This is a genomic window from Streptomyces sp. NPDC028368 (assembly GCF_055565615.1).
The window spans coordinates 274,036-300,770 of the sequence record NZ_JBVHTY010000005.1; the positions used below are offsets into that span (position 1 = coordinate 274,036).

Here is a 26,735-nt window from a genome sequence, read left to right on the forward strand (position 1 = left end):
TCAGCCCTCCAGGAAGGCCGTCAGGGCGTTCGCCAGCAGATACGGGTCCTTGGCGCCGCACAGCTCACGTGCCGAGTGCATGGAGAGGATCGCTACGCCTATGTCGACCGTCGCGATGCCGTGCCGGGCGGCGGTGATCGGTCCGATCGTCGTCCCGCACGGCATCGAGTTGTTCGACACAAAGGACTGCCACGGCACCTCTGCCCGTTCACAGGCCGCCGCGAACACCGCCCGGCCACTGCCGTCGGTGGCATACCGCTGATTCACATTGACCTTGAGGATCGGCCCGCCGTTGGGCATCGGGTGATGCCCCGGCTCATGCCGCTCGCTGTAGTTGGGGTGGACGGCGTGGCCGGTGTCGGACGACAGGCAGATGGTGCCCGCGAAGGCCCGCGCCCGGTCCTCGTACGAGCCGCCGCGGGCGAAGACCGAACGCTCCAGCACCGTGCCGAGCAGCGGGCCGTCGGCGCCGGTGTCGGACTGGCTGCCGTTCTCCTCGTGGTCGAAGGCGGCGAGTACCGGGATGGTGGTCAGCGCGCTTCCGGCGGCGGCCGCTGCGGTGAGCGCGGCCGTACCGGCGTGCACGGAGATCAGGTTGTCCATCCGCGGCCCGGCGACCAGCTCGTGATCGCGCCCCAGATAGGCGGGCGGCTCGATGCTGTGCACCATCAGGTCCCAGCCGCGTACGTGCCCCGCCGCGACGCCGATCTCCTCCTCGACGAAGGCGATCAGATCGCCCTCCGCGACCTCACCCAGGCCCCAGATCGGCGTCATGTGCCGCTGCTTGTCCAATTTCAGCCCGTCGGTGTTCACCGCCCGGTCGAGGTGCACGGCCAGCTGCGGTACGCGCAGCAGCGCCCGGTCGACGTTCACCAGCCGGTGGCTGCCGTCCCGCAGCGTCACCCGCCCGCTGAGCCCCAGATCGCGGTCGAGCCAGGTGTTGAGCAGCGTGCCGCCGTACACCTCGACGGCGACCTGCCGCCAGCCGCGCGCACCGGTGTCGGGAATCGGCTTGACCCGCAGATTGGGAGAGTCGGTGTGAGCACCCACAATTCGGTACGGAGTGGCCGCGGCCGCGCCCTCCGGCACGTACCACGCGATGATGGCGCCGCCCCGCAGCACATACTTCCCGCCGCTCGTCCCGTCCCATGCCTCCGTCTCCGCGACCTGCCGGAAACCGGCCTTCTCCAGCCGCTCCGCCGCATTCGCCACCGCGTGGTACGGCGACGGACTGGCCGCAAGGAAAGACATCAGGTCATCGGTGTGGCCGCGATCAAAGCGGGCGGATTTGCTCATGACTTCAGCATAAGGAGCCGGACCCCGCTTTCCTGGTGCGCAGGCGGCGTGATGCCGCTCCCTTCCGGCCATGATGCGTGTGATCTACACCGAAGCTCCGGAGGGAGGGCGGGCTTCCGGTTCCGGATATGACGGTGCCCGCCTCTCCGGGGGAAGAGAGGCGGGCACCGTCAGTCTGAACGCCGATTCTGAGAGACCTCTAAGAACGGGGCGGCAGCGCCCCGGAGAGGGTCTTAGAACGCGGCCTCGTCCAGCTCCATCAGCGACTGGTCGATGGACTCGGCGAGCGAGCGCTGCACGGTCAGGCCCGGCAGCACGTTGTGCGCGAAGAACTTCGCCGCCGCGATCTTGCCCTCGTAGAACGCCTTGTCCTTCGACGATGCGTCGGCCAGCTTCTCCTGGGCCACCGCGGCGCCCTTCAGGAGGAGGTAGCCGATGACGACATCGCCCGAAGCCAGCAGCAGGCGGGTGGTGTTGAGGCCCACCTTGTAGATGGACTTGACGTCCTTCTCGGTGGCGGCGAGGTCGGTCAGCATGGTGCCGACGATCGCCTCCAGGTCGGCGGCGGCCTTCGCCAGCTCGCCGCGCGCCTGCTCCAGGCCCTCACCGCCGACACCGTCGGCCAGGAACTTCTTGATGGTGTCCGACAGCTGGGTGAGCGCCGCGCCCTGGTTGCGGACGATCTTCCGGAAGAAGAAGTCCTGGCCCTGGATGGCGGTGGTGCCCTCGTAGAGGGTGTCGATCTTGGAGTCCCGGATGTACTGCTCGATCGGGTACTCCTGCAGGTAGCCGGAGCCGCCGAAGGTCTGCAGCGACTGGGCCAGCTGCTCGTAGGACTTCTCCGAGCCGTAGCCCTTGACGATCGGCAGGAGCAGGTCGTTCAGCGCGTTCGCGGCGGAGGCGTCCTCGCCCGCGGCCTCCTTGACGATGATGTCGTCCTGGACGGTGGCGGTGTAGAGCACCAGGGCGCGCATGCCCTCGGCGTAGGCCTTCTGCGTCATCAGCGAACGGCGCACGTCGGGGTGGTGGGTGATGGTGACGCGCGGCGCGGCCTTGTCGGTGAAGGCGGCCAGGTCCGGACCCTGCACGCGCTCCTTGGCGTACTCCAGGGCGTTGAGGTAGCCGGTCGACAGCGTCGCGATGGCCTTCGTGCCGACCATCATGCGAGCGAACTCGATGATCATGAACATCTGGCGGATGCCGTCGTGCTTCTCGCCGATCAGCCAGCCCTTGGCGGGGTGGCGGTCGCCGAAGGTCATCTCGCAGGTGTTGGAGGCCTTCAGGCCCATCTTGTGCTCGACGTTGGTGGCGTAGACGCCGTTGCGCTCGCCCAGCTCACCGGTCTCGAAGTCGAACTCGTACTTCGGAACGAGGAAGAGGGACAGGCCCTTGGTGCCCGGACCGTGGCCCTCGGGGCGGGCGAGAACGTAGTGAAGGATGTTCTCCGACATGTCGTGCTCACCGGAGGTGATGAAGCGCTTCACGCCCTCGATGTGCCAGGAGCCGTCCTCCTGCTTGACGGCCTTGGTCCGGCCGGCGCCGACGTCCGAGCCCGCGTCGGGCTCGGTCAGCACCATCGTGGAGCCCCAGCCCTTGTCGACGGCGATCTTGGCCCACTTCTTCTGCTCGTCGGTGCCCTCATCGAAGAGCACGCCCGCGAACGCCGGGCCGGACGCGTACATCCACACGGCCGGGTTGGAGCCCAGGATCGTCTCGGCGAAGCCCCAGAGCAGGGAGCGGGGCGCGGTGGTGCCGCCGAGCTCCTCCGGGATGCCCAGGCGCCACCACTCGGCGTCCATGTAGGCCTGGTAGCTCTTCTTGAAGGTGTCCGGCACCGGTGCGGTGTTGGTGTCGGGGTCGAAGACCGGCGGGTTCCGGTCGGCGTCGGCGTACGAATCGGCCAGCTCGTTCTCGGACAGCCGGGCGATCTCGGACAGCACGCTCTTGGCGGTGTCGACATCCATCTCCGCGAACGGTCCGGTGCCGTACACGCTGTCACGGCCGAGCACCTCGAAGAGGTTGAACTCGATGTCGCGGAGATTCGACTTGTAGTGCCCCATGGGTACGGCTCCGTAAGGGTTCGGGAGGTGAGAGACCTCGACAGAGGCGGGACCTCAATACGCAATACCAGCTAGTAGCCATGATGATGCTACCCGTCGGTAATAAGAAGCAACCCCTAACCACCCATCTGTGACGAGCGTCCCCCGGTCAATCGCCGAATCAGTACGCTGTGCCGCATGTACGGCTACGACCAGAACGCGGGTCCCGGGCAGCAGCAGTACGGAGCGCCGCCGCCCCCGCCGCAGCAACCGCCCTCCGGGGGCTACGGCGAGCAGCCGCTGTATCCGGAGCCGTCCCCGCCCTCCCTCGCCGATGCGGTGCGCGCCTTCACCACCGGATCGATGTCGGCCGAGGACTTCCAGGGCATTTTCTCCACGTCCAAGATCTACTGCCCGCGCGGTGACAACCCCGGCTTCCTGGCGCTGCACAACACCCAGCAGCCGGTGATCCCGATGTTCACCTCGCTCAAGGAGCTGCGGCGGTACGCGGGCAAGGAGTCCAAGTACTTCGTGATCACCGGCGCCGAAGTGCTCGACCTGCTGCCCACCGGCTATGGCTTCGTCCTCGACATGGAGGGCGATCACCGGATGGTCTTCGACGCGAAGGCCGTGGAGCAGATGGTGGACTTCGCGATGCGGCGGATGTACGGCTGACGGCCGGCGGGCCGGCGGGCCGCCCTGAGGTGGCCCGCTCCGGTCTCTTGCTCTTTCGGCCTTCTGGCCTGCGGAAACGCTCATGCTGCGCCCATCGGGAATGCCGCATGCCTTGCCAGTTGTTCAGCATTCAACTAAGTTGAACGCCGAACGACCGAGGAGGCCGTCATGCCAGCTGTGACCGTAGAGAATCCGCTGACCCTGCCGCGTGTGGCGGCGCCCGTCGCGGCGCACACCCGTCCCGTGCTGGCCGTTGCCACCGCGCCGAGCGGATTCGAGGGCGAGGGCTTCCCCGTGCGCCGGGCGTTCGCCGGCATCGACTACAAGCACCTCGACCCGTTCATCATGATGGATCAGATGGGTGAGGTGGACTACGCGCCCGGAGAGCCCAAGGGCACGCCCTGGCACCCCCACCGCGGCTTCGAGACCGTCACGTATCTGATCGACGGCACCTTTGTGCACCGCGACTCGCACGGCGGTGGCGGCGTCATCAATGGCGGCGACACCCAGTGGATGACGGCCGGCTCCGGCCTGCTGCACATCGAGGCACCGCCGGAGTCCCTGGTGACGAGCGGCGGGCTCTTCCACGGCCTCCAGCTCTGGGTCAACCTGCCCAAGAGCGACAAGATGATGGCCCCCCGCTACCAGGACATCGGCGGTGGCCAGGTCAAGCTGCTGACCTCGGCCGACGGCGGCGCGCTGCTGCGGCTGATTGCCGGGGACCTCGACGGCCACCGGGGTCCGGGCATCACGCATACGCCGATCACGATGATGCATGTGACGGTGAACCCGGGTGCCGAGGTGACGCTGCCCTGGCGTGCGGACTTCAATGCGCTGGCGTACGGCCTGGCCGGGCGCGGTGCGGCCGGTGCGGAGGGCCGTCCGTTCCGGATGGGCCAGTCGGTGGTGTTCGGCTCCGGTGACTCGCTCACGATCCGGGCGGACGAGACCCAGGAGTCGCGCAGCTCGAACTTCGAGGTCGTGGTGCTCGGCGGACTGCCGATCCGTGAGCCGATGATGCATTACGGCCCGTTCGTGATGAACACCCATGCCGAACTGGCCCAGGCCTTCGAGGACTTTCAGGCCGGGCGCCTCGGGACGATTCCGGCGGACGAGCGCTGACATTACGAGCGAGCGCCAACGGTGTTACCAGGGGCGGTGTTTCACGTGAAACACCGCCCCTTCGCGCTCGCATGAGGGGCAGAAGCCTGCCGGCATGAACCCGAGGAATGCCGGTACGAGGGTGCGGGCAGGAGGACGTGCGCCTCGCTTCGCGCGTTGGCCCTGCCGTTCGCCGGTGACGAGCGGCGTTTCACGTGAAACGCCGCTCCTGCCGTTTCGGGCCCCGCTGCCGGGCCGCCGGGCCACCGGGCATGGTGGACTGTTCCGGTGCGAAACGACTCGGATCAAGGCCGTAGCGACCGGCCGCTGACGGAACGGCCGTTGCTGCCCATCGAGGCCCGCCGCGCCGCGGCCTGGTGCGTGGTGGGGCTGCTGATCGCGTCCGTGGTGGCCGTCGGCGTCTGGCTGTGCGTCGAGCTGAGCGCGGCGGTCACGCCCGTCCTGCTGGCGCTGCTGGGCAGCGGGCTGCTCGGGCCGCTCTACCGGCGGCTGGTGCGGATGAAGTTCAACCGCTCGCTGGCGGCCGGGCTGACCTGCGCCGTCCTGCTGATCGTGGTCGGCGGCGCGGGCTACATCGTGGTCAGCGCGCTGATCGACAGCGGTGACCAGATCATCGCCTCGCTCAAGCAGGCCGCCAAGGACCTCTCCAAGTACTTCGGCACGGCCGGCACTTCGCTCAACGACCTCGCCTCCAACGCCAAGAGCCTGGCCACCAAGTTCGGCGGCACCGCGGCCTCCGGACTGCTGGCCGGCGTCAGCGTCGTCGGCCAGGCCATCGCCGCGGCGGTCCTCGCCCTGCTGCTGACGTTCTTCTTCCTGCGCGACTCGGACAAGGCCGTCCGCGCGCTGCACGACTGGTCGCCGGGCAACTCGGCGCCGCAGCTCGAACGCATGGCCCGCCGCGGCTTCCAGAGCATCGAGGGCTTTATGCGCGGCACGACCTTCATCGCGCTGATCGACGCCATCTGCATCACGGTGGGACTGCTGATCCTGCAAGTGCCAGGTGCCTTCGGCCTGGGCGCGCTGGTCTTCGTCGGCGCCTACATCCCCTACCTCGGCGCCTTCATCTCGGGCGCGGTGGCGATCCTGGTCGCGCTGGCCGACCGCGGCTTTGTGATCGCGCTCTGGGCGCTCGGCGTCGTACTGGCAGTCCAGGTCCTCGAGGGCCATGTCCTGCAGCCGATGATCCAGAGCCGTACGGTCCAGATGCACCCGGCGACCGTCATGCTCGCGATCACCGCGGGCGCGAGCGTCGCCGGGATCCTCGGCATGCTGCTGTCCGTACCGCTGACCGCCGCCGTCTCCGGCGTGCTCCACGAGCTGCGCCGGCATTACGCGGCGGGCTCCGGCACGGCCGGACCGGAGGGGTCCGGCTCCTCCGGCCCCGACGGCGCGGCACCGCCGGGCGCAACCGGACCGAACGGCGCCCCGCCGGCCTCCCCCGCGTCTTCGTAGAGCTCGAACCACGTCGACTTGCCGTCCCCGCGCGGGTCCACTCCCCACGCACCGGCCAGCAGCTCCAGCAGCACCAGACCGCGCCCCGACGACGCCAGTTCGCCGGGGCTGCGGCGGTGTGGGAGCTCATCGCTGCTGTCGGCGACATCGACCCGTATGCGGCGGCCGCCCCGCTCGCCGGAGATCTCGGCGACCAGCAGCGCATCGCCGTCGGTGTGCAGCAAAACGTTGGTGACCATCTCGGAGACCATCAGCACCGCGGAGTCGACCTGATCCGCGTCGGCCCAGTCGTGCAGCACATCCCGGATCTGGGCGCGGGCCTCCGCTATCCGCTGCGGCTCGGCCTGGGCGACGGACAGGACGGCGCGCCGTACGGGCCGCTGCTCCAGCGGGCCGCCCGCGCCCACCCCGCAGCTGCCGCCCTCGCGGTAGAGCAGCAGCACCGCGATGTCGTCCTCGCGGCGGTCCACCAGCGGCCCGGTGGTGTGATGCGAGGACGGGCCGTGCACGGCCTGGACGAGGGCGTCGGCAAGCTTCTCCAGGCCCTCGGGATCCGCTCCGCCGTCGTACTCCTCGATGATGTCGCGCAGCCGCGCCCACCCGGTTTCCAGATCGTGGCCGCCGGTCTCGATCAGCCCGTCCGTACACACCAGCATCGTCTCGCCGGGTTCCAGGACGAACCGGGTCGTGGGGTAGTCGGTGTCCGGATCGATGCCCAGCGGCAGTCCGCCCGCGGTCGGGCGGACCAGTAGCGTGCCGTCGCTCAGCCGGACCGCCGGATCGGGATGGCCGGCCCGCGCGATGTCCAGCAGCCCGGTCGCCGGATCCACCTCGATGTACAGGCAGGTCGCAAAGCGCTGGTCCTGGGCCTGGCCGCGGGCCTCGGTCTCATTGATCCCGGCCAGAAAGCGGGAGGCGCGGGAGAGCACCGCGTCGGGGTGGTGGCCCTCGGAGGCGTAGGCGCGCAGGGCGATCCGCAGCTGCCCCATCAGGCCCGCGGCCCGTACGTCGTGCCCCTGGACGTCGCCGATGACCAGCGCCGTGCGGCCGGACGGCAGCGGGATCATGTCGTACCAGTCGCCGCCGACCTCGAGGCCGCCGCCGGTCGGGACGTACCGCGCGGCCACCGACATGCCGGGGATGTCCGGCTGCACGGTCGGCATCATGCTGCGCTGCAGCCCCACCGCCAGCTCCTGCTGCGACTCCTGCACCCCGGCCCTGGCCAGCGCCTGCGCCAGCATCCGGGCGACGGTGGTGAGCACCGAGCGCTCGTCCGGCGTGAAGGCGACCGGCTGCGCGAACCCCGCCATCCAGGCGCCGATCGTCCGGCCGGCGTTCACCAGCGGCAGGAACGCCCATGAAGTGCGCGCGAACGGGGCGGCCAGCGGCCACGTCGCGGGATACCGGCGGCGGTAGTGCTCGGGCGTGGGGAGATAGATCGCCCGCCCGGTACGGATGACCTCGACGGCCGGATAGTCGGTGCTCAGCGGCATGTCGAGAAACGGCCGCTCATCGCCGGGCTGATGTCCGTGATGGCCGATGACCGAGACCCGGTCGCCCTCGATACCGAAGACCGCCAGGCCGTCCGGCATGAATCCGGGCATGGACAGCCCGGCCGCGACCCGCAGCACCTCGGCGGTGGACCGCGCCTCGGCCAGCGCCCGGCCCGCATCCAGCAGGAACGCCTCCCGCGACCGCCGCCAGTCGCCGGTGATCGGGGTGTGTGCGGCGGAGGTGCCGGGCTGCGGCTCGGGGACCTCCTGCAGCGTGCCGATCAGCTCGAAATCGCCGTTCACCCGCCGCGGCCGGGAGCGGGAGCGCACGATCCGCAGCACCCGGCCCCGCTCGTCCACGATGCGCAGCCGCGCCTCGGCGACCGTCTCCTCGGAGACCGCGAGCTGCACCACCCCGTTGATCTCCGCGAAGTCGACGGGATGAAAACGGGAGCGTACGGCGGCCTCACTGAGGTCCACCGGCACCGCGGGCAGCCCGAGCAGCCGGGCCGCTTCGGCGTCGAGGGTCACCCGCCCCGATGCGTTGTCCCAGCGCCACAGGCCGGTCGCGATGGCGGCCAGGAGATCCTTGGTGCGCATTGCATCACTTTAGGTGTGTTTGACGGAACGCGACCAGCCAGCCGGACGTCACCGTCGTTCCGGCCGCGCGGACCGGTTTCACCCCCGCACGGCCGTGTTGGGTATATGTCAATGAAGGGGGGCGTGCGGGGACGGTAACCTGGAGCGGTTATGTCAATCCTGGGGTGGCCTTTCGGGTGATCCACGGGGTGAGCGGCCAGGCATCCGAGCCTCGCGTTCGTTTCTGCCCTGTGGTCGGTTCCTTCCCCACAACTCCCCACCTCGATCGCGACGACTTGGATGAGCGATGCATCGGTACCGGTCCCATAACTGCGGCGAGCTCCGGGCCGCGGACGTCGACACCGACGTCCGCCTCAGCGGCTGGCTGCACAATCGACGTGACCTGGGCGGCATCCTCTTCATCGATCTCCGCGACCACTACGGTCTCGTGCAGCTCGTCGCCCGCCCCGGCACCCCCGCGAACGAGGCCCTCAGCTCGCTGACCAAGGAGACCGTCGTCCGTATCGACGGCAAGGTCAGCGCGCGCGGCGCGGACAACGTCAACCCCGACCTGCCGACCGGCGACATCGAGATCGAGGTCTCCGAGGTCGAGGTGCTCGGCGCCGCCGACCAGATCCCCTTCACGATCAACGCGGATGACGGCGTCAACGAGGAGAAGCGCCTCGAGTACCGCTTCCTCGACCTGCGCCGCGAGCGGATGCACCGCAACATCATGCTGCGCACCGCCGTGATCTCCGCCATCCGTCACAAGATGGTGGCGCTCGGCTTCAACGAGATGGCGACCCCGATCCTGTCGGCGACGTCCCCCGAGGGCGCCCGCGACTTCCTGGTCCCCTCCCGCCTGCACGCCGGCAAGTTCTACGCCCTGCCGCAGGCCCCCCAGCAGTTCAAGCAGCTGCTGATGATCGCCGGCTTCGACCGCTACTTCCAGATCGCGCCCTGCTTCCGCGACGAGGACGCCCGCGCGGACCGCTCGCCCGGCGAGTTCTACCAGCTCGACGTCGAGATGAGCTTCGTCGAGCAGGAAGATGTCTTCCAGCCCGTCGAGAAGCTGATGACCGAGCTCTTCACCGAGTTCGGCAACGGCCGCAAGGTGACCTCCCCCTTCCCCCGCATCCCGTTCCGCGAGGCGATGGTCAAGTACGGCTCCGACAAGCCGGACCTGCGCGCCGAGCTGGAACTGGTCGATGTCTCCGACGTCTTCGCCGGCTCCGGCTTCAAGGCCTTCGCGGGCAAGCACGTCCGCGCCCTGGCCGTGCCGGACACCGCCGACCAGTCGCGCAAGTTCTTCGACCAGATGGGTGACTTCGCCGTCCAGCAGGGCGCGAAGGGCCTGGCCTGGGTCCGCGTCGGCGAGGACGCCGGCAAGACGGTGCTGACCGGCCCGATCGCCAAGTTCCTCACCGAGGACGACATCAAGTCGCTGGTCGACGCCCTGGACCTCAAGCCCGGCCACGCCGTCTTCTTCGGCGCGGGTGAGTTCGACGAGGTCTCCAAGATCATGGGCGCCGTCCGCGTCGAGGCCGCCAAGCGCGCCGGCCACTTCGTCGAGGACGAGTTCCGCTTCTGCTGGATCGTCGACTTCCCGATGTTCGAGAAGGACCCGGACACCGGCAAGATCGAGTTCTCGCACAACCCGTTCTCCATGCCGCAGGGCGGCCTGGAGGCGCTGGAGACCAAGGACCCGCTGGACATCCTGGCCTGGCAGTACGACATCGTCTGCAACGGCACCGAGCTGTCCTCCGGCGCGATCCGTAACCACGAGCCCGAGGTCATGTACACGGCCTTCGGGATCGCCGGCTACGACAAGGAGACCGTCGAGGCAGAGTTCGGCGGCATGCTCCGCGCCTTCAAGTTCGGCGCCCCGCCGCACGGCGGCATCGCCCCCGGTGTCGACCGCATCGTCATGCTCCTCGCGGACGAGCCCAACATCCGCGAAACCATCGCCTTCCCCCTCAACGGCAACGCCCAGGACCTGCTCATGGGCGCCCCGAGCGAGGTCGACGAGTCACGCCTGAAGGAGCTGCACCTCAGCATCCGCAAGGGCCCGGCGAAGGCGACGCCGTACAAGCCGACGAAGTGATGTGACGCGGCGAGGGGCCCGGGACCGGTGTCGGTTCCGGGCCCCCGCTGTGTGCGCGGGGCCCGTCCGGCGGCTTAGCGGCGCGGTCTCACACGCCCGTTACCCCATCGATCCGCTCCCGGATCAGGTCCGCATGACCGTTGTGGCGCGCGTACTCCTCGATCATGTGGACGTAGATCCAGCGCAGCGACACCGGAGCGCCGCGGAAGACTCCCGTGACATCGAGCGCGACCCCCGCACAGGCCGCCCGGGATGCCCGTATCTCCTCCTGCCACAGGGCCAGCGTCCCGGCGAGCGTGGCATCGTCCGCCGGCGCGAAGCCTCCGTCGGGCACCGTCGGGTCGAATGACTCGCCCCGCACGGTCGGCAGCTCGGCCCCCAGCAGCACCCGCCGGAACCACGTCCGCTCGACCTCGGCCAGGTGCTGGACCAGCCCGAGGAGCGTGATCGGCGACGGCTCCGCGGAGGCCTGCCGCGCCCCCTCCTCGTCCAGCCCCGCGCACTTTGCGGCCAGGGTGCTGCGGTGGAAGTCGAGCCAGGACTCCAGGGTCGTCCGCTCGTCGGCGGTCATGGGGGGAGTGGTGCGCTCGGCACGTTCACTGGTCATTCGGCCAGCGTGCCACCCGGCACTGACAATGCCGCTGAACAGGCAATGCCGTTGAACAGGCAAGGCCGTTGGACGAGCAGGGCCCTTGAACGGGCAAGGCCCCTGGACCGGATCCGGTCCAGGGGCCTCAGCTCGCGACGCTCGTCGCGCCACGCTCGTCGCGCCACGGTCATCTCGCGACGGTCGTCGCGCAACCGTCGATACGGATTCCGGTTACGCGGCGTCCTCGCCGCCGAACCGCTCCCGGTACGCCTCCAGGTCATCCTCGGTGATCTTCGCGAAGAGCACCGGCGGCACCGTGAACGGCGTCCCGGCCGGCACCGACGCCAGCGCCTTCGCCTCCTCCTGGGAGACCCAGACCGCCGTGTCGTTCTCCAGCGCGAACGCCCCCCGCATCGCCTTCGCCGACGCCGGAATGAACGGCTCGGAGACGACCGCGTACAGATGAATCAGATTCATCGCCGTACGCAGCGTGAGCGCCGCCGCTTCCTTGTCGGTCTTGATCTCCAGCCACGGGGCCTTCTCCTCCAGGTAGGAGTTGCCCGCGCTCCACAGGGCGCGCAGCGAGGCGGCCGCCTTACGGAACTGCAGGACCTCCATGTGGCCCTCGTACTCCGCCAGCAGCCCCGCGATCTCCTCGCCCAGCTTCTGCTCCGCGGCGCCGGCCTCCGCTCCCGCCGGCACGTCGTCCCCGAACCGCTTGCGCGAGAACGACAGGACCCGGTTGACGAAGTTCCCGAGCGTGTCCGCCAGGTCCTTGTTCACCGACGACGAGAACAGCTCCCAGGTGAAGGAGGTGTCGTCCGACTCCGGGGCGTTGGCGATCAGGAAGTAGCGCCAGTAGTCGGCCGGCAGCAGTTCCAGCGCCGCGTCCGTGAAGATCCCCCGCTGTTGGGACGTCGAGAACTTCCCGCCGTAGTAGTTCAGCCAGTTGAAGGCCTTGAGGAAGTCGACCTTCTTCCACGGCTCGCGGGTGCCGATCTGCGTCGCGGGGAACATCACGCTGTGGAACGGCACATTGTCCTTGGCCATGAATTCCGTGTACCGGACGTCATTGGCCTCGTACCACCACGACTTCCAGTCGCGCTCGTCCGGAGCCTTGTCCGCCCACTCCTTGGTCGACCCGATGTATTCGATCGGAGCGTCGAACCACACATAAAAGACCTTGCCCTCGGCCGCCAGCTCCGGCCAGGTGTCGGCCGGCACCGGAACGCCCCAGTCCAGGTCACGGGTGATCGCCCGGTCCTGCAGCCCCTCGGTCAGCCACTTGCGCGCAATCGACGACGCCAGTGTCGGCCAGTCCTCGCTGCTCTCGTCGATCCACCGCTCGACCTCGTGCTGCAGCTTCGACTGGAGCAGGAAGAGGTGCTTGGTCGACCGCACCTCCAGGTCGCCGCTCCCGCTGATCGCCGACCGTGCGTCGATCAGGTCGGTCGGGTCGAGCACCCGGGTGCAGTTCTCGCACTGGTCGCCGCGCGCCTTGTCGTAGCCGCAGTGCGGACACGTACCGACGATGTAGCGGTCCGGCAGGAAGCGCTCATCGGCGTTCGAGTAGACCTGGCGGACGGCCCGCTCCTCGATGAACCCGTTCTCGTGCAGCTTCCGCGCGAAGTGCTGCGTCAGTTCGACGTTTTCCGGCGACGAACTCCGCCCGAAGTAGTCGAACTCCAGACCGAAGCCCTCGTAGATCGCCTTCTGCTTGTCGTGCTGCTCCGCACAGAACGAGTCGACCGACTGCCCCGCGTCCTTCGCCGCCAGCTCGGCCGGGGTGCCGTGCTCGTCCGTAGCGCAGATGTAGAGCACATCATGGCCACGCTGCCGCATATACCGGGCGTACACGTCGGCCGGGAGCATGGACCCCACCATGTTGCCCAGGTGCTTGATCCCGTTGATATACGGAAGGGCGCTGGTGATGAGGTGTCGAGCCATTGCCGGCTGCTCCCAAGTCGCTACGGTGAGTGATGATTTGCTTTACGGAACGTCAATATCGTACTGGACCGGGGGTGGCGGCCCGCGCGGGTTTTTACGGCCCTCTTTACGGCCCTCTTTACGGCTCTCCGCACGGTCATCTTCGCGGTCATCTTCGCGGCTCTGTTCACGGTCCCCCTTGCGGCTTTGCGGCCACTGGGCGGTCATCCGCTCTCCGTACGCATTCCGCGCAGCCCGGCCTCTCCGCCGCCCTCTCGAGACGGAGCGACGGCCCCTTGTTTTGACCGGCCGGTGCCCTACTGACGGGCGTCCGAGGTGCGGGGCGAGGGGGCCGTAACGGGTGGTTCGGCGGCCCGGCCATTGACCATCAGACCGGCCACGACGGCAGCCAGCAGCATGATCGCCGACCCCACCCCGATCGCCACCGTGAACCCGTTCACCACCCCGTCCTTCACGATCCCGTTCCGCAGCACGGGGGAAATGCCGTGCCCCCCGGTCCGCCTCGCCGCGTGCGCAAGATGGGCCGCGATATACGTCGCACTCGTCGACGTCGCGATCGTGTTGAGCAACGCCGTACCGATCGAACCCCCCACTTGCTGTGCCGTATTGACGGTCGCGGACGTGACGCCCGAGTCCTGCGGCGCGACGCCTGACGTGGCCGTCGCCATCACCGGCATGAAGATCAGCCCCATCCCGAGGCCGACGAGCAGCTCGGCGGGCAGCACGTGCGAGACATACGCGGGCCGGGCGGTCAGATGCGTCAGCAGATGCAGGCCCACGGCGGCGAGCAGCGCGCCCGGCACCATCAGCAGGCGCGGGGCGAGATGGTGCAGCAGCCGGGCCGAGATCTGCGTTGAGCCGACGACGATCGCCGCCGTCATCGGCAGAAACGCCATCCCCGCCCTGATCGGCGAATACCCGAGCACGACCTGGAGGTAATAGGTCAGGAACAGGAACATTCCGAACAGCGCGATAACCGCCAGCGCCATGGTCAGAAAGGCGCCGCCGCGATTCCGGTCCCGGACGATATGCAAAGGCAGAAGCGGGTAACGGGCCCTCGTCTGCCACCACCCGAAGAGCGCGAGCAGCACCACGCCGCTCACCAGTAGCCCGGTGACCCGCCCGTCACCCCAGCCCAGCGGCTGCGCCTCACTGCACCCGTAGACGATCGCGACGAGCCCGCCGCAGCCCAGCACCACACCGGGTACGTCCAGCCGGACACGGCCGCGATCGGGCTTGTCGCGGAGGAACACCATCGCGCCGGCCAGCGCGATCACGGCGACCGGGACATTGACGTACAGACACCAGCGCCAGTTCAGGTACTCGGTCAGCAGCCCGCCCGCGATCAGCCCGATGGCCGCACCCCCACCCGCGATGGCCCCGTAAATCCCAAAGGCCTTGCTTCGCTCTTTCCCAATACTGAAAGTCGTGGTGAGCAGCGACAACGCCGACGGCGCCAGCACCGCCCCGAACGCCCCCTGCAACGCCCGCGCCCCGAACAGCATCCCGGCCCCCTGCGCCGCCCCGCCCAGCCCCGACGCCATCGCGAACCCCACCAACCCGATCATGAACGTCCGCTTCCGCCCCACCAGATCCGCAATCCGCCCGCCCAGCAGCAGCAACCCACCGAACGCGAGCGTGTACGCGGTGATCACCCACTGCCGGTTCGCATCCGATATCCCCAGGTCACGCTGAGCCGACGGCAGCGCGATGTTCACGATGGTGGCGTCCAGGACCACCATCAGCTGGGCGATCGCGATCACCACCAGGGCCCACCAGCGGCGGGGGTCGGGAGGTCTGGCCCAGTTGGGCGTGGGACGAGGGGTGTCCGCCTGGCTCATCGAGACCCGCCTCCGCCGGTTGTCGGCCGGCCATCCGGGCCGGGCGAAACGGGGCAATCAGGGCATATCACCCATTCAGCCTAGGTAAGGGGGCGGGGGCTCGCCTCCTGTGGCGCGGCGGCGCGGACTCGGCACCCCCTCTCGTCCTGCTCTCCCCGTTTCCCGCGCCAAGGAAAAGGAATATGGAGCCAGGGGCTAAATAGCTCCAGATTTCCACACGGAATCGCCCATTCGATCCGTGGCTTTCCTTCTGGCTACTTCCTGAAAGAGCGACGGCCGCGGCCGGGCCCGGTGGGGCCCGGCCGCGGCCGGAGGGTGGTGCGTGTGCCGAGTGGTCAGTTGTCCTTGAGGACGCCGGCGGTGCGGGCCTCGGTGAGCCACTCGGGGAATTCGACCATCAGCTGCTGGTAGAGCTCGTCGGCGGAGAGGCTGCGGGGGTCGCGGCCGGCGTGGAAGAAGCCGGCGTTGTCGACGGCGCGCTTTTCCGGGACGGCCAGGTCGTCGAGCTTGCGGAGGAAGTCGAAGCCCTTGGCGTCCGGGTCGCCGAAGCCGATGAACTGCCAGAAGATGGGGAGTTCCGCCGCCTCGCACAGGGCCTTTTCGGCGGCCGGCTTGGAGGTCGGGGCGCCGTCGGTCTGGAAGATGACGAAGGCGGGCGCGGTGCTGCCGGACTTCTTGTAGTGCTCGACCACGGCGTTGATGGCCCAGTGGTAGTTCGTACGGCCCATGTGGCCGAGGCCGGCGTGCAGTTCCTCGATGCGGCCCTCGTAGTTGGTGAGGTCGAGGTCTGCGGTGCCGTCGATGTCGGTCGAGAAGAAGACGACGGGGACGACGCCGTCGTCGTCCAGGTTGGCGGAGAGGCCGAGGGCCTGCTCGGCGAGGTTCTGGACCGTGCCGTCCTTGTAGTAGTTCCGCATCGAGCCGGAGCGGTCGAGGACCAGGTAGACGGCTGCGCGCTGGGTGGCGAGGCCGTGCTTGGCCAGGGTGGTGGAGGCGGACTTGTAGAGGCTGACGAGGGCGGGGGCGGCGGCCTCCACCTTGGCGAGGGAGGGGGAGGTGCTCTCCTGTGCCGCTGCCTCGGGCTTCGGTTCCGGGGCGGGCTTCGGTTCCGGGGCGGGCTCCGCCTCGACCGCCGGGGCCGTGGCCGCCTCGGGCTCGGGCTCGGGCTCGGGCTCGGGCTCGGGCTCGGGCTCGGGGGTGGCTTCCGCCTCGGCCTTGGTCCCCGTCTCCGGCTCCGCGTCGGTCTCCGTCTCCGGCTCGGCGGCCTTCGGGTTGTCGAACGCCTGGCTTACGAGGTCGGAGAGGTCGTTGGAGGCTGCGTCCGTGTCCGCTGCACTGGTCGTCTCGGCCGGCTCAGCCGGACTGGTTGCTTCGGTTGCTTCGGTTGCTTCGCCGGCCTTCGGCTCCTCGGCAGCCTTGGCGGCTTCGGTCGCTTCGGCGGTCGCAGGCTTTGCGGCGACGCTGGGTTCGTCGGTTACGGCGGGCTCGACGGCAACTTCGGCCTTCTCCGCCGCAGGGGCGTCGTCCGCGACGGTCTCCTCAGCCACAACGGGCTCGTCGGTCACGGCAGGCTCATCGGCGACGGTCGGCTGCTCGGCCGCCGCGGGCTCCTCGTCGAGCTCGACCTTCTCCCGTACCGAAGGTGTCGCCGCCTCCGTGCCGCGGTCCACCGGGCTCCCCTGTGCGGGAAGGGTGGCCGTGGTCGGGGCCGGCGTCTCGCCGGGGGCCGTGCGGGCCGCGGGGACCTCGGGGGCGGCGACCGGGGTGGATTCCTCGCGGGCCTCCGGGATTGTTGCCGATTCCGGCGTCGCATCGGCGCCGCTCGATGCCGCGCCGGATTCTTCACGGGCCGCCTTGGAGCGACCGAATGCGTTGCGCAGCAGACTCCGAATGCCCATCGGCGAACCTCTCTTGCGTGTGGTGGGTGCGGCGAATGTCCGTGAAGCACAGACATGTCCCTGACCAGGACGGATACGTAAGGGTAGCGGCCTGCACCGGCCTCACCGTGGGACCCCGCGCCTTGTGTGGCGGGCGATCCGGGGGTGTGGAGGGGGTTGCGGGCCATTGACCCTGCGTACGGAAGGTCTTGACCGTTCGTACGACGTTGCGCGGAATCGTATCGGCCCGGGATTCACCGGAAGTTCACGATTGCGCCGCCGTGCGGCGGGCGAGCTCATAGCGTTGCGCCGAATCGTAGTTGTTGCCATATCGTTCGGCACATTTCCTGTCGGCGCTTTTGTGGGTCGTAGAGGGAAGCGTGCGCAGGTTCCTGCCGTTGATCGGGCCGCATCCGGGCGGGTGTTCGGCCATGACCTGCAGGTATCGCTGTGGCGACGTCTGTTTTTCAGGAGACGCCCCATGCGAGTAACAACGAATATGTCGGGGATGTCATCGCCGGTGGACTGTCGCGACGTTCGCTGGTCCGGGCGGTCGCGCTGGTTACGGTTGGGCGGCGTGCGTGGAATGTCGCCCTTCGGTGGGGTGGTCCGATTCTGTGTGGTGCGCCGGTCTTTCCTCCGGGTCGGCGGTCGGCCAAAGCCCAGGCGGGGCAGTTCGGTTACGGCAACGACGACGTGGCGGTGCGGGGCGGGCAACTGCGGTGGTGGCGCAACGCCGTGGGGGCGGTGCTGCCGGGTGCAGGGAATTCCACCAGTATTTCGCCGATGGGGGCTACGGGACAGCCCTTACGTCGCCGATCCGGTGATTGCCGCACGGCTCAGGCGATACGGGGTTAATGGGGCCGCCGGCCGGCGGTAATGGGAGCGGTTCGGCAGGCAGTTCGGAAAGCGGTTCGGCAAGCGGTTCGATGTGCGCACGAACCGTATGAGGCGAATCGGTTCGCGCAGGCGGATGGGAGTGGCCGGGGCAAGCGGGTACGTCCGCTGCGGGCCGGGCAAGTCCGCTGTGGGTGAGGAAAATCCATGAAATGGCGGTAAGCGCGGGCGGATTGTGGAGCTGCGTGAGCGCGAGGAGCGGTGTGCGGCGGCGATCTGGCTGATCTGGTCGCGTAACTTCGGGTGCATTTCCGGAGGAGGGCCGGGTCGGTGCGATTTCCTGTCCGGATGACATCACGTTCGATGCGTACGGGAATCTGTGGATTTTGGCGGATGGGAATGCGCTGGGTGCGGCGGGGCCGGTGGCCGGACGGCCGGGGGCGTTGGGACGGCCCTCTGTGATGAGCGTGTGGCCGTGAGGGCGCGCGGGCATCGAGCTCCGAGCCTCCGGGGCTGTGAGCCTTCAGGGTTGTGAGACCGCAGGCTGTGAGACCGCAGGCCGTGAGCCCGCAGGCTGTGAGCCCGCAGGCTGTGAGCCCGCACGGCCGCGACTCCCCCTGGCCATGAGCGCCCCGACGCCGCAGCGCCGCGTACGAGAACCCGGTGCCCCTGCCGCCGGAGAGAGTCGCGCTCCACGCCCCAGTCCCCGTTCGACGTCCGATTTCGCCCGTCAGACATCACGCGCCGGAAACGGTTGAGCAAGAGATAGGTAAGAACTAAGTCGTTCAGGTATCCGATAAGCAGGTGTGCCCGTCTTCTGCGGTGACCATTGTCCCGAGCCGCCCGTTGTGCCTCTAGGCGGCCGGTACGTAGGCAAGAACCCTTTCGAGGGTGAGGGAGATGTGGGCGCATGGGGCTGACCAGTCAGTCGCTCGAATACACGGTGATCGTGCTGGCCTTGGCCTGTGTGGCCGCCACGGTGTGGCTGTGGCCGCGGTTGTCGCGGAGCGGCGTGCGGTCCGTGCTGGGCAGGCTCGGCGCCATCGTGGTCACTCAGGTGTCGATCGTCTGTGCGCTCGCTCTCGCGGTGAATTCGAGCTTTGAGTTCTACGGCAACTGGGACGAGCTGCTGGGCAACAACGAGCAGGCCCCGGTGTCGGTGAGCCAGAACAACGGGCAGTACGCCTCGGTCGGCAACATCAAGGGCGGCCTGATCCAGCCGGCCGGTCCCCAGGGCCTCGACCGGGTGACCGGTCTGCCCAAGGGCCCCGCCGACAAGGTGGGCAAGGTCGAGTCCGTAAGGATCATCGGCCGCCGCACCCGGGCCATCAACCCGGGCTTTGTCTATCTGCCGCCGCAGTATTTCCAGCAGCAGTTCCGCCGCCAGCGGTTCCCCGTCATGGTCGTCATCAGCGGCTACCCCGGCGGCATCATGAACCTCGCGCAGCACCTCCAGGTGCCGCAGAACGCGGGCCGGCTGATCGCGCAGGGCAGGATGCAGCCGACCGTGATCGTGATGGTCCGGCCGACGATCGCGCCGCCGCGGGACACCGAGTGTGTGGATGTGCCGGGCGGGCCGAAGGCCGAGACGTTCTTCACCAAGGACCTGCCGGACGCGATGAAGTCGGCCTACCGGGTCGGCCACGACCCGAGCGCCTGGGGCGCCTTCGGGTACTCGTCCGGTGGTACCTGCTCGCTCCAGCTGGCGATGCGTAACCCGAAGGTCTACACCTCGGCGGTCTCGCTCTCCGGCGACTACGCCATCAAGGACGACCTGACCACCGGCAGCCTCTTCGGCGCCGGCCTGGAGGGCGCGAAGCGGGAGCGGGAGCACGATCTGTTGTGGCGGCTGAAGCACCTGCCCGCGCCGCAGATCTCCGCGCTGGTGGCCAGCAGCCGTAAGGGCGAGCAGGATTACGGCGAGACCATGAAGTTCATCCACGCGGCGAAGTCGCCGATGACGGTCGACTCCATCATCCTGCCGCAGGGCAGCCACCAGTTCGCCACCTGGCGGCGCGAGGTGGTTCCGGCGCTGGAGTGGCAGAGCCAGCAGCTGACGTTCCCGCAGGACACCGAGGCCGGCAAGCCGCCGCGCAAGCCGGGGACTCCGCCGGTAAAGGGCACGGTCCCGGGGAAGGGCATGCCGTCCAACGCGCCGGCCGCGTCGCCCGGTGCGGCCGACCGCAAGCGGGTGGAGGCGGAACAGTCGCGAGGCTGAGCAGAGAGTGAGCGAAGGGGGCGCCGGTCAGCATCGGCGCCCCCTTTCGCATGCCTATGCCTATGGCTATGGCTATGGCTATGGCTACGGCTTGGCTACGGGTCTACGTGCCTGCGTCCCGAAGCCACCCGGGCCTACGGGCGGTAGACCATGCCCGGCTCCGGCTTCGCGGGGGAGAGCAGCTGGGAGACGGTGACGATCGTGTAGCCGCGCTTCTTGAGCTGCTTGATGATGCCGGGGACGGCCGGGACGGTGCCCTTGTAGATGTCGTGCAGCAGGATGATGCCGTCGCGCTCGGTCTGGTCCAGCACCCGCTTGGTGATCAGGCTGGAGTCGGTGGTCTGGTAGTCCTTGGCGGTCACGCTCCACAGCACCTGCGCCAGGCCGAGGTCCTTGCTGACCTGGGAGACGTCCTCGTTGGTCCGGCCCTGCGGCGGGCGCATCAGCTGGGGCGACTTGCCGGTGATCTTCTTGACCGCGTCCTGGACGCGGGAGAGTTCCTTCTTCGCCTCGGCCGGCTCGATGTCGGTGAGGATCTTGTGGGACCAGGTGTGGTTGGCCAGCTCATGGCCCTCGGCGTCGATCCGCTTGACCTCGGCGGGACGCTCGGCGATGTGGTTCTTGCCGAGCATGAAGAAGGTCGCGTGCACCTTCTCCTTCTTGAGGATGTCCAGGAGGCGGCTGGTGTTCTCGCTCGGGCCGGCGTCGAAGGTGAGGGCCACGCACTTGGCCGTGCGGCAGTCGACGTCGGCAGAGCCGGTGCCCTTGGCATCCCCGTTCCTGGCGTCTCCGTTCTTCGCGTCCTCCTTGGCCTTTGCGTCCTTGGCCTTGACGGCGGCTGCCGGTGCGTCGGCGCGGGCGTCGGCCGGGGCGGTGACGTCGTAGGAGGCGCAGCCGCTGAGGGCCAGGACCAGGGAGGTGGCCGTCAGCAGCCCGGCTATGGACGTGCGGCGGGCCGCGGACTTCTGCTTCGGCATGCGGGGCTCTTTTCGGACGCGGGCGGTGTACGGGCGTCCGTTATGTGCCTCTCCGCCTGCGTTTTCGGGCAGAGCGCAGCGCGGCGCGGCGGGGCATAACCCACCGCGCCGACCATCGGCCGAACGGACTCAAGGAACTATACATAGTGTGTATTCATGACGTGTATAGATGGGGTGTGTACGTGAGGGGATACGAGGTGAGGGGATACGAGGTGAGGGGTGCGGCGAGTCGCGTGGTGAGTCGTGCGGTGAGTCGTGAGGCAAGTTCCGCGGGCCCCGATTGGACGCGGTGGGCGCGACACCCCGTCGCCGCCGGGATGGACTCGTACCGTGACCGCACCGCCGCCGGACGACTGCCTGGCCCGTAACGACTGGATCTGCGGCGACTACCTGAGCACCCGTCGGCAGATCCTGCTGGACGCGGTCGCCCAGCACATCCAGCTGACGGTGATTTCGGTGGCGCTCGGACTGCTGATCGCCTTCCCGCTGGCGCTGCTGGCCCGGCGGCGGCGCTGGACGCTCGGACCGGTCCTCGGCATCACCACCGTGATCTACACGATCCCGTCGCTGGCGATGTTCTCCCTGCTGCTGCCGGTCTACGGGCTGTCCGCCACCCTCGTCGTGGTCGGCCTCGCCCTCTACTCGCTCACCCTGCTCGTACGGAACATCCTGGCGGGACTGGACGGTGTCCCGGCGGAGGCCAAGGAGGCCGCCCGTGGGATGGGATACGGGCCGATGCGGCAACTGCTCACCGTGGAGCTGCCGCTGGCGCTGCCCGCCGCGATGGCCGGGCTGCGGATCGCCACCGTCTCGGCGGTCGCGCTCACCACCGTCGGGGCGATCGTGGGGTACGGCGGCCTGGGCAACCTCATCTACACGGGTATGAATTCCTTCTTCAAGGCGCAGGTGCTCACCGCGTCCGTGCTGTGCGTGATCATCGCGGTCGTCTTTGACCTGCTGCTGCTCGGTTCGGAACGGCTTCTCACGCCCTGGCGGCGGGCCGGCCGCAAGGCGCGGCCGCGCGCCCGGACGGCCCGCCGCGGCACAGGCGCGGGCCCGGCCGGAGGCACAGGCGTCAAGCGGCTGCGCACGGCGTCCGGGCGGCGGCCATGAACACCCTCTCCGCGGTCTGGTCCTGGCTGACCACCGCCACCAACTGGTCCGGCGAGAACGGCGTCTGGCACCGGCTCGAACAGCACCTCGTCCTGACCTTCGCCTGCCTGTTCCTCAGCACTCTGATCGCGCTGCCCATCGCGCTGACGCTCGGCCACCTGGGGCGCGGCGGCGCGCTGGCCGTCAATCTCGCCAATATCGGCCGCGCGGTGCCGACGTTCGCCGTACTGGTGCTGCTTCTGCTGACCCCCATCGGGCGGTACGGGCAGTGGCCCACCATCATTGCCCTCGTTCTCTTCGCCATTCCGCCGTTGCTGACCAATGCGTATGTGGGGATGCGTGAGGTGGACCAGAACGTGGTGGGGGCCGCCCGGGGCATGGGGATGACCGGGACGCAGCTGGTGTGGCGGGTCGAGGTGCCGCTGGCGTTTCCGCTGATCCTGACCGGTATCCGGATCGCCGCAGTGCAGCTGGTGGCCACCGCCACGCTCGCGGCGCTGGTGGGCGGCGGCGGGCTGGGCCGGATCATCACCGCGGGCTTCAACCTCGCCAGCACCCCGCAGGTGGTCGCCGGGGCGGTGATCGTCGCGGTGTTCGCGCTGCTGATGGAGGCGGCGTTCGAACTGGGGCAGAGGTTCGCACCGTCGTGGGTGCGGGGGCGGGTCCGGTGAGGGGACGGATCTGGTGAGGGGACGGATCCGATGAGGGGTGCCCGCTTCGCCGTGGCGGTCGTCATGGCCGGCCTTCTTGCCGGCTGCGGCAGCGGCCCCTCCCTGGAGAAACGCGGCGCGATCACCGCCTCGCCGGGGGACAGCAGGCAGCTGTCCATCGGTTCGGCCGGCTTCACCGAGAGCGAGCTGCTCGCCCAGATGTACGCGGCACTGCTCGGCCACGCCGGATACCGCACCGACATCCTCACCGTCGGCAACCGCGAGCTGTACGAACCGGCGCTGGAGAGCGGCCAGATCGATGTCGTACCGGAGTACGCCGCCACCCTCGCGGACTGGCTGAACGCAAAGGACCACGGGCCCAAGGCCGCCCCGGTCGCCTCGCCCGACGTCGGCGCGACGATGGCCGCGCTGCGCAAGCTGACCGCACCCCGTGGCCTGACCGCGCTGCCGCCGGGCCGGGCCGTCGACCAGAACGCCTTCGCGGTGAGCGCCTCGTACGCCGCCAAGCACCACCTCAAGACCCTCAGCGATCTGGGCCGCGCCAAGCTCCCGGTGCGGCTGGCGGCGGGTGACGAATGCGTCCAGCGGCCGTTCTGCGCGCCGGGGCTGCGGAAGACGTACGGCATCAACATCACTGCCGTCGACCCGAAGGGCGTGGGCACCACACCCGCCAAACAGGCCGTCCAGAACGGCCAGGATCAGATGGTGCTGACCACCAGCACCGACGCCACCCTCGACCAGTTCGGCCTGGTGCTGCTCGCCGACGACAAGAAGCTGCAGAACGCCGACAACGTCATCCCCCTGGTCAACCGCGCCCGTGCGGGCAGCGCGCGGGCCGCCGCCGCGCTGAACCGCCTGAATACGGTCCTGACCACCGCCGACCTGGCGAAGCTCAATGAGCAGGTGGACAGCTGGCGGCGGCTGCCGGCGGATGTGGCACGCAACTACCTGCTGTCCAAAGGGCTGTTGCCGAAGAAGTCGGGGAAATAGCCGGGAGATAGCGAGGAAAGAGCGGGGCGGTGGGGCGGCTCCCGGTGGCAGGAACCATCAGGTGTTTCACGTGAAACACGGCCGCCGGTCGATGCCACCGGTCGATCTGCCGCCGGTAGACCGCCGCCGGTCGATCCGCCGGCTTTCACTCCGTCGGCACCGAATCCACCTCCGCCCGCTCCCGCGGCACCCCCCGTTCGTCGGAGTCGATGGTGCGGCGTAGCGCCTCGTGCAGTGTGGTCGGGGTGAGGACGCCGAGGAAGCGGTGGCCGTCGAGGACCGCGATCCAGCCCGCGTCGTGTTTGAGCATCTCGCTGAAGGCCGCCTTGAGGGTGCCGGCGACCGGTACCCAGGCCTCCATGCGGCGGGCGTGGTCGGAGACCCGGCCGGTCGTCCCCGCCAGCTCCTCCGTGCCCACCCAGCCGTGCAGTTCGCCGTCCTCGTCGAGGACCACCGCCCAGCGGGCGCCCTCGGAGCGCAGGCGGGTGGCCGCGTCCGCGGCGGGTTCGCCGAGGCGGGCGAACGGGGGGCGTTCGAGATCGTCGCGGTCGATGCCGGTGACCGAGAGCTGCTTCAACGCCCGGTCGGTACCGACGAACTCGGCCACGTAAGGGGAGGCGGGGGCGCCGAGGACGCTGGCCGGGGTGTCGTACTGCTCGATGCGGCCCTCTCCGTAGACCGCGATCCGGTCGCCGAGACGGATGGCCTCCTCGATGTCGTGGGTGACCAGCAGCACCGTTTTGTGCATGGTGGCCTGGAGGCGCAGGAATTCCTTCTGCAGACGATCGCGGACGACCGGGTCGACGGCGCCGAACGGCTCGTCCATCAGCAGGACGGGCGGGTCCGCGGCGAGCGCGCGGGCCACGCCGACGCGTTGGCGCTGGCCGCCCGAGAGCTGTTCGGGATAGCGCGCACCGTAGACGGCCGGGTCCAGGCCGACCATGTCGAGGAGTTCGGCGGCCCGCTCGCGCGCCTTGGCCTTCTTCCAGCCGGTCAGGAACGGCACGGTGGCGGTGTTGTCGAGGACGGTGCGGTGCGGGAAGAGGCCGGTCTGCTGGATGACATAGCCGATACGGCGCCGCAGCTTGACTGGGTCGACGCCGGAGATGTCCGAGCCGTCGACGTGGATCGTGCCGTGGGTGGGGTCGATGAGCCGGTTGACCATCATCATGGTCGTCGTCTTGCCGCAGCCGGACGGGCCGACGAGGGTCACCAGCTCGCCCTCGCCGACCTCGAAGGTGAGGTCGTCGACGGCGGTGGTGCCGTCCGGATAGCGCTTGGTGACGGAGTCGAACCGGATCATCTGGCCATTGAAGCCCGGCCTGAGGCCACGGTCCCGTCATGTGCGCAATCGGGTCGAGAGGGACAGCCAAGCGGGTCCAGAGGGACGGCCAAGCGGGTCCCGGGGAGGGGCAATCGGGTCCCGTACGGCCGGCCAGGGGCTGCTTCGGAACGGCTCGAAGAGGTACGGGACGGACTCGGCGGGGACGGCCGGGCCGGTGTTGGTGATCTCCAGGGTGCGGTCATGGACGCTGAGGGTGATCCGGCCGTCGGGGTGGTTGTGCCTCCCCCATAGCCCTGGACGGGCATGGGAGGTGCCCCCATGGCGTTGGCGACCAGGTTGCGGACGAGATGCGCGAGCAGGACGGGATCGCCGTCGACGGCCAATGGCCTGATGTCGGTGGCGACGGTCACCCCGCGCCGCCAGGCGTCATCGGCGAACTCGGCGGCAACGGTCCTGGCGAGATCGCCGAGCGCGACCGGCTCACGGCGCTGTAGCCCCTGGTCGGAGACGGAGAGCAGCAGCAGCCCCTCGATCAGCTGCTCGCTGTCCTCGGCGACCTCGATCAGCTTGCCGCGGATGCGCCGTACGTTGGCCGGGTCCGGGTCGGCGAGGCCGATCTCGGCGGCGGCGCGCTGCACGGCGAGCGGGGTGCGCAGTTCATGGGCGGCGTTGGCGGCGAACCGCTGCTGTGCGGAGACCAGGTGCTCGATGCGGTCGAGCATGCCGTCGCAGGTGTCGGCGAGGTGCATGCGACGTACGAGACTCTCCCCGGCCGCCCTCTCCCCGCGCGATGTGCTCCACGTCGGCTCCGCCGGCCTGCGCAGCCGCCCCATGCGGGTGGTGCTGTCCGCGCTCGGTATCGCCATCGGCATCGCGACCATGATCGCCGTGGTCGGCATCTCCGCCTCCAGCAAGGCCCAACTCCTGCGCAAGCTGGACGCCTTGGGCACCAACATGCTGGTGGCGACGCCCGGCCAGGGCATGTTCGGCGAAAAGGTGCAGCTGCCGAAGGAGTCCCCCGGATGGTGGGCCGCATCGACGGCATCCAGCAGGTCGGCGCCACCGGGGACCTCGGCCAGTCGGTCCGCCGCAGCGAGAAGATCCCGCCGGAGGAGACCGGCGGCATCACGCTCAAGGCCGCCCGTGAAGGGCTCCTCGGCACCCTCCGCGGCACCATGGCGTCCGGCACCTGGCTCAACGCCGCCAACGGCCGCTATCCCTCCGTCGTCCTCGGCCATGTCTCCGCCCAGCGGCTCGGCATCACCCACCCTGGCCGGCAGGTCTACATCGGCGGCCGCTACTTCACCGTCATCGGCATCCTCAACCCCCTCCCCCTCCCCCTCGCCCCGGAGATCGAGCGCTCCGCCCTGATCGGCCGGCCGGCCGCGACCCGTCTCCTCGCCTTCGACGGCCATCCCACCTCGATCTACGAACGCTCCACCGACGCCTCCGTCCAGGACGTACGCGATCTGATCCCGCACACCGTCGACCCGGAGAACCCGCGCAACGTCCAGGTCACCGACCCGTCCTCGGCCCTCCAGGCCAAGGCGGCGACCGAGGGCGCGTTCACGAATCTGCTGCTCGGGCTGGGCGGGGTGGCGCTGCTCGTCGGTGGCGTGGGCGTCGC

General features: G+C 69.2%; 18 protein-coding genes and 2 pseudogenes. 10 read left to right on the top strand and 10 right to left on the bottom strand.

The window, feature by feature from the left end:
* On the bottom strand, nucleotides 1-1,296 hold the full coding sequence (locus ACZ4S3_RS14070) for a M18 family aminopeptidase (protein ID WP_467931971.1): 1,296 nt from the start codon (nucleotides 1,294-1,296) through the stop codon (nucleotides 1-3).
* Nucleotides 1,297-1,529: 233 nt separating this feature from the next.
* Nucleotides 1,530-3,356: an acyl-CoA dehydrogenase gene (locus ACZ4S3_RS14075; RefSeq protein ID WP_467931972.1), complete on the bottom strand. Its 1,827-nt coding sequence runs from the start codon at nucleotides 3,354-3,356 to the stop codon at nucleotides 1,530-1,532.
* Nucleotides 3,357-3,533: 177 nt separating this feature from the next.
* On the opposite strand from ACZ4S3_RS14075, the gene ACZ4S3_RS14080 reads away from it, so the two are divergent.
* The 3 genes and pseudogenes from ACZ4S3_RS14080 to ACZ4S3_RS14090 form a co-directional block, all read left to right on the top strand.
* Entirely contained in the window at nucleotides 3,534-4,010 is a 477-nt protein-coding gene (locus tag ACZ4S3_RS14080; protein WP_467931973.1) for an SseB family protein, read from the top strand.
* Between the two features lie 168 nt (nucleotides 4,011-4,178).
* On the top strand, nucleotides 4,179-5,132 hold the full coding sequence (locus tag ACZ4S3_RS14085; protein WP_467931974.1) for a pirin family protein: 954 nt from the start codon (nucleotides 4,179-4,181) through the stop codon (nucleotides 5,130-5,132).
* Between the two features lie 267 nt (nucleotides 5,133-5,399).
* A pseudogene (locus ACZ4S3_RS14090) lies at nucleotides 5,400-6,512 on the top strand (AI-2E family transporter); the annotation flags it as partial.
* On the opposite strand, the gene ACZ4S3_RS14095 reads toward ACZ4S3_RS14090, so the two are convergent.
* Complete coding sequence (locus tag ACZ4S3_RS14095; protein WP_467931975.1) at nucleotides 6,464-8,680, bottom strand: ATP-binding SpoIIE family protein phosphatase; 2,217 nt, start codon at nucleotides 8,678-8,680, stop codon at nucleotides 6,464-6,466. The pseudogene ACZ4S3_RS14090 and the gene ACZ4S3_RS14095 overlap by 49 nt on opposite strands.
* A gap of 286 nt (nucleotides 8,681-8,966) precedes the next feature.
* Here ACZ4S3_RS14095 and aspS point away from each other — a divergent pair, with 286 nt between their 5' ends.
* Nucleotides 8,967-10,763 (top strand): aspartate--tRNA ligase, encoded by a 1,797-nt coding sequence (gene aspS / locus ACZ4S3_RS14100; protein WP_467931976.1) that lies wholly within the window; start codon nucleotides 8,967-8,969, stop codon nucleotides 10,761-10,763.
* An 88-nt stretch (nucleotides 10,764-10,851) separates the two neighbouring features.
* Here the strand turns inward: aspS and ACZ4S3_RS14105 are convergent, their stop codons facing one another.
* The 4 genes from ACZ4S3_RS14105 to ACZ4S3_RS14120 form a co-directional block, all read right to left on the bottom strand.
* The gene (locus ACZ4S3_RS14105) at nucleotides 10,852-11,370 is read right to left on the bottom strand and encodes a DinB family protein (protein ID WP_467931977.1); all 519 of its coding nucleotides are present in this window, start codon (nucleotides 11,368-11,370) and stop codon (nucleotides 10,852-10,854) included.
* A gap of 213 nt (nucleotides 11,371-11,583) precedes the next feature.
* Entirely contained in the window at nucleotides 11,584-13,299 is a 1,716-nt protein-coding gene (gene metG / locus ACZ4S3_RS14110; protein ID WP_467931978.1) for a methionine--tRNA ligase, read from the bottom strand.
* Nucleotides 13,300-13,595: 296 nt separating this feature from the next.
* Complete coding sequence (locus ACZ4S3_RS14115) at nucleotides 13,596-15,065, bottom strand: MFS transporter (RefSeq protein WP_467931979.1); 1,470 nt, start codon at nucleotides 15,063-15,065, stop codon at nucleotides 13,596-13,598.
* 410 nt (nucleotides 15,066-15,475) lie between these two features.
* Nucleotides 15,476-17,038 carry a vWA domain-containing protein gene (locus ACZ4S3_RS14120; RefSeq protein ID WP_467931980.1) on the bottom strand — a complete coding sequence of 521 codons (1,563 nt, stop codon included), beginning with the start codon at nucleotides 17,036-17,038 and terminating at the stop codon, nucleotides 15,476-15,478.
* A gap of 359 nt (nucleotides 17,039-17,397) precedes the next feature.
* Here ACZ4S3_RS14120 and ACZ4S3_RS14125 point away from each other — a divergent pair.
* Both ACZ4S3_RS14125 and ACZ4S3_RS14130 read left to right on the top strand, forming a co-directional pair.
* Nucleotides 17,398-17,710: pseudogene (locus ACZ4S3_RS14125) on the top strand (phosphatase); the annotation flags it as partial.
* Between the two features lie 1,054 nt (nucleotides 17,711-18,764).
* Entirely contained in the window at nucleotides 18,765-20,072 is a 1,308-nt protein-coding gene (locus ACZ4S3_RS14130; protein WP_467931981.1) for an alpha/beta hydrolase, read from the top strand.
* Between the two features lie 134 nt (nucleotides 20,073-20,206).
* Here ACZ4S3_RS14130 and ACZ4S3_RS14135 read toward each other — a convergent pair whose 3' ends face one another.
* On the bottom strand, nucleotides 20,207-21,049 hold the full coding sequence (locus ACZ4S3_RS14135) for a polysaccharide deacetylase family protein (RefSeq protein WP_467931982.1): 843 nt from the start codon (nucleotides 21,047-21,049) through the stop codon (nucleotides 20,207-20,209).
* Between the two features lie 330 nt (nucleotides 21,050-21,379).
* On the opposite strand from ACZ4S3_RS14135, the gene ACZ4S3_RS14140 reads away from it, so the two are divergent.
* Genes ACZ4S3_RS14140 through ACZ4S3_RS14150 form a run of 3 tightly spaced genes read left to right on the top strand, consistent with a single transcriptional unit; the run spans nucleotide 21,380 to nucleotide 23,823 of the window.
* Nucleotides 21,380-22,162, top strand: a complete 783-nt coding sequence (locus ACZ4S3_RS14140) for an ABC transporter permease (protein ID WP_467931983.1) — start codon at nucleotides 21,380-21,382, stop codon at nucleotides 22,160-22,162.
* Nucleotides 22,159-22,833: an ABC transporter permease gene (locus ACZ4S3_RS14145; protein ID WP_467931984.1), complete on the top strand. Its 675-nt coding sequence runs from the start codon at nucleotides 22,159-22,161 to the stop codon at nucleotides 22,831-22,833. The genes ACZ4S3_RS14140 and ACZ4S3_RS14145 overlap by 4 nt, the downstream gene beginning before the upstream one ends.
* Nucleotides 22,834-22,863: 30 nt before the next feature.
* Nucleotides 22,864-23,823: an ABC transporter substrate-binding protein gene (locus tag ACZ4S3_RS14150; RefSeq protein ID WP_467931985.1), complete on the top strand. Its 960-nt coding sequence runs from the start codon at nucleotides 22,864-22,866 to the stop codon at nucleotides 23,821-23,823.
* Nucleotides 23,824-23,968: 145 nt separating this feature from the next.
* On the opposite strand, the gene ACZ4S3_RS14155 is transcribed toward ACZ4S3_RS14150, so the two are convergent.
* Nucleotides 23,969-25,126, bottom strand: coding sequence for an ATP-binding cassette domain-containing protein (locus tag ACZ4S3_RS14155; RefSeq protein ID WP_467931986.1), 1,158 nt, complete (start codon nucleotides 25,124-25,126; stop codon nucleotides 23,969-23,971).
* Nucleotides 25,123-26,022, bottom strand: a complete 900-nt coding sequence (locus tag ACZ4S3_RS14160; protein WP_467931987.1) for a sensor histidine kinase — start codon at nucleotides 26,020-26,022, stop codon at nucleotides 25,123-25,125. The genes ACZ4S3_RS14155 and ACZ4S3_RS14160 overlap by 4 nt, the downstream gene beginning before the upstream one ends.
* Between ACZ4S3_RS14160 and ACZ4S3_RS14165 the strand changes: the two genes are divergently transcribed.
* Entirely contained in the window at nucleotides 25,988-26,479 is a 492-nt protein-coding gene (locus ACZ4S3_RS14165; protein ID WP_467931988.1) for a hypothetical protein, read from the top strand. The two genes, ACZ4S3_RS14160 and ACZ4S3_RS14165, sit on opposite strands and share 35 nt — an antisense overlap.
* Nucleotides 26,480-26,735 lie beyond the last annotated feature (256 nt).

Bases quoted from the DNA above. Each gene is read 5' to 3' on its own strand.
- ACZ4S3_RS14070 (WP_467931971.1), bottom strand. From the start codon at position 1,296: ATGAGCAAATCCGCCCGCTTTGATCGCGGCCACACCGATGACCTGATG.
- ACZ4S3_RS14075 (WP_467931972.1), bottom strand. From the start codon at position 3,356: ATGGGGCACTACAAGTCGAATCTCCGCGACATCGAGTTCAACCTCTTC.
- ACZ4S3_RS14080 (WP_467931973.1), top strand. From the start codon at position 3,534: ATGTACGGCTACGACCAGAACGCGGGTCCCGGGCAGCAGCAGTACGGA.
- ACZ4S3_RS14085 (WP_467931974.1), top strand. From the start codon at position 4,179: ATGCCAGCTGTGACCGTAGAGAATCCGCTGACCCTGCCGCGTGTGGCG.
- ACZ4S3_RS14095 (WP_467931975.1), bottom strand. From the start codon at position 8,680: ATGCGCACCAAGGATCTCCTGGCCGCCATCGCGACCGGCCTGTGGCGC.
- aspS (WP_467931976.1), top strand. From the start codon at position 8,967: ATGCATCGGTACCGGTCCCATAACTGCGGCGAGCTCCGGGCCGCGGAC.
- ACZ4S3_RS14105 (WP_467931977.1), bottom strand. From the start codon at position 11,370: ATGACCAGTGAACGTGCCGAGCGCACCACTCCCCCCATGACCGCCGAC.
- metG (WP_467931978.1), bottom strand. From the start codon at position 13,299: ATGGCTCGACACCTCATCACCAGCGCCCTTCCGTATATCAACGGGATC.
- ACZ4S3_RS14120 (WP_467931980.1), bottom strand. From the start codon at position 17,038: ATGGGCATTCGGAGTCTGCTGCGCAACGCATTCGGTCGCTCCAAGGCG.
- ACZ4S3_RS14130 (WP_467931981.1), top strand. From the start codon at position 18,765: ATGGGGCTGACCAGTCAGTCGCTCGAATACACGGTGATCGTGCTGGCC.
- ACZ4S3_RS14135 (WP_467931982.1), bottom strand. From the start codon at position 21,049: ATGCCGAAGCAGAAGTCCGCGGCCCGCCGCACGTCCATAGCCGGGCTG.
- ACZ4S3_RS14145 (WP_467931984.1), top strand. From the start codon at position 22,159: ATGAACACCCTCTCCGCGGTCTGGTCCTGGCTGACCACCGCCACCAAC.
- ACZ4S3_RS14150 (WP_467931985.1), top strand. From the start codon at position 22,864: ATGAGGGGTGCCCGCTTCGCCGTGGCGGTCGTCATGGCCGGCCTTCTT.
- ACZ4S3_RS14155 (WP_467931986.1), bottom strand. From the start codon at position 25,126: ATGATCCGGTTCGACTCCGTCACCAAGCGCTATCCGGACGGCACCACC.
- ACZ4S3_RS14165 (WP_467931988.1), top strand. From the start codon at position 25,988: ATGATCGCCGTGGTCGGCATCTCCGCCTCCAGCAAGGCCCAACTCCTG.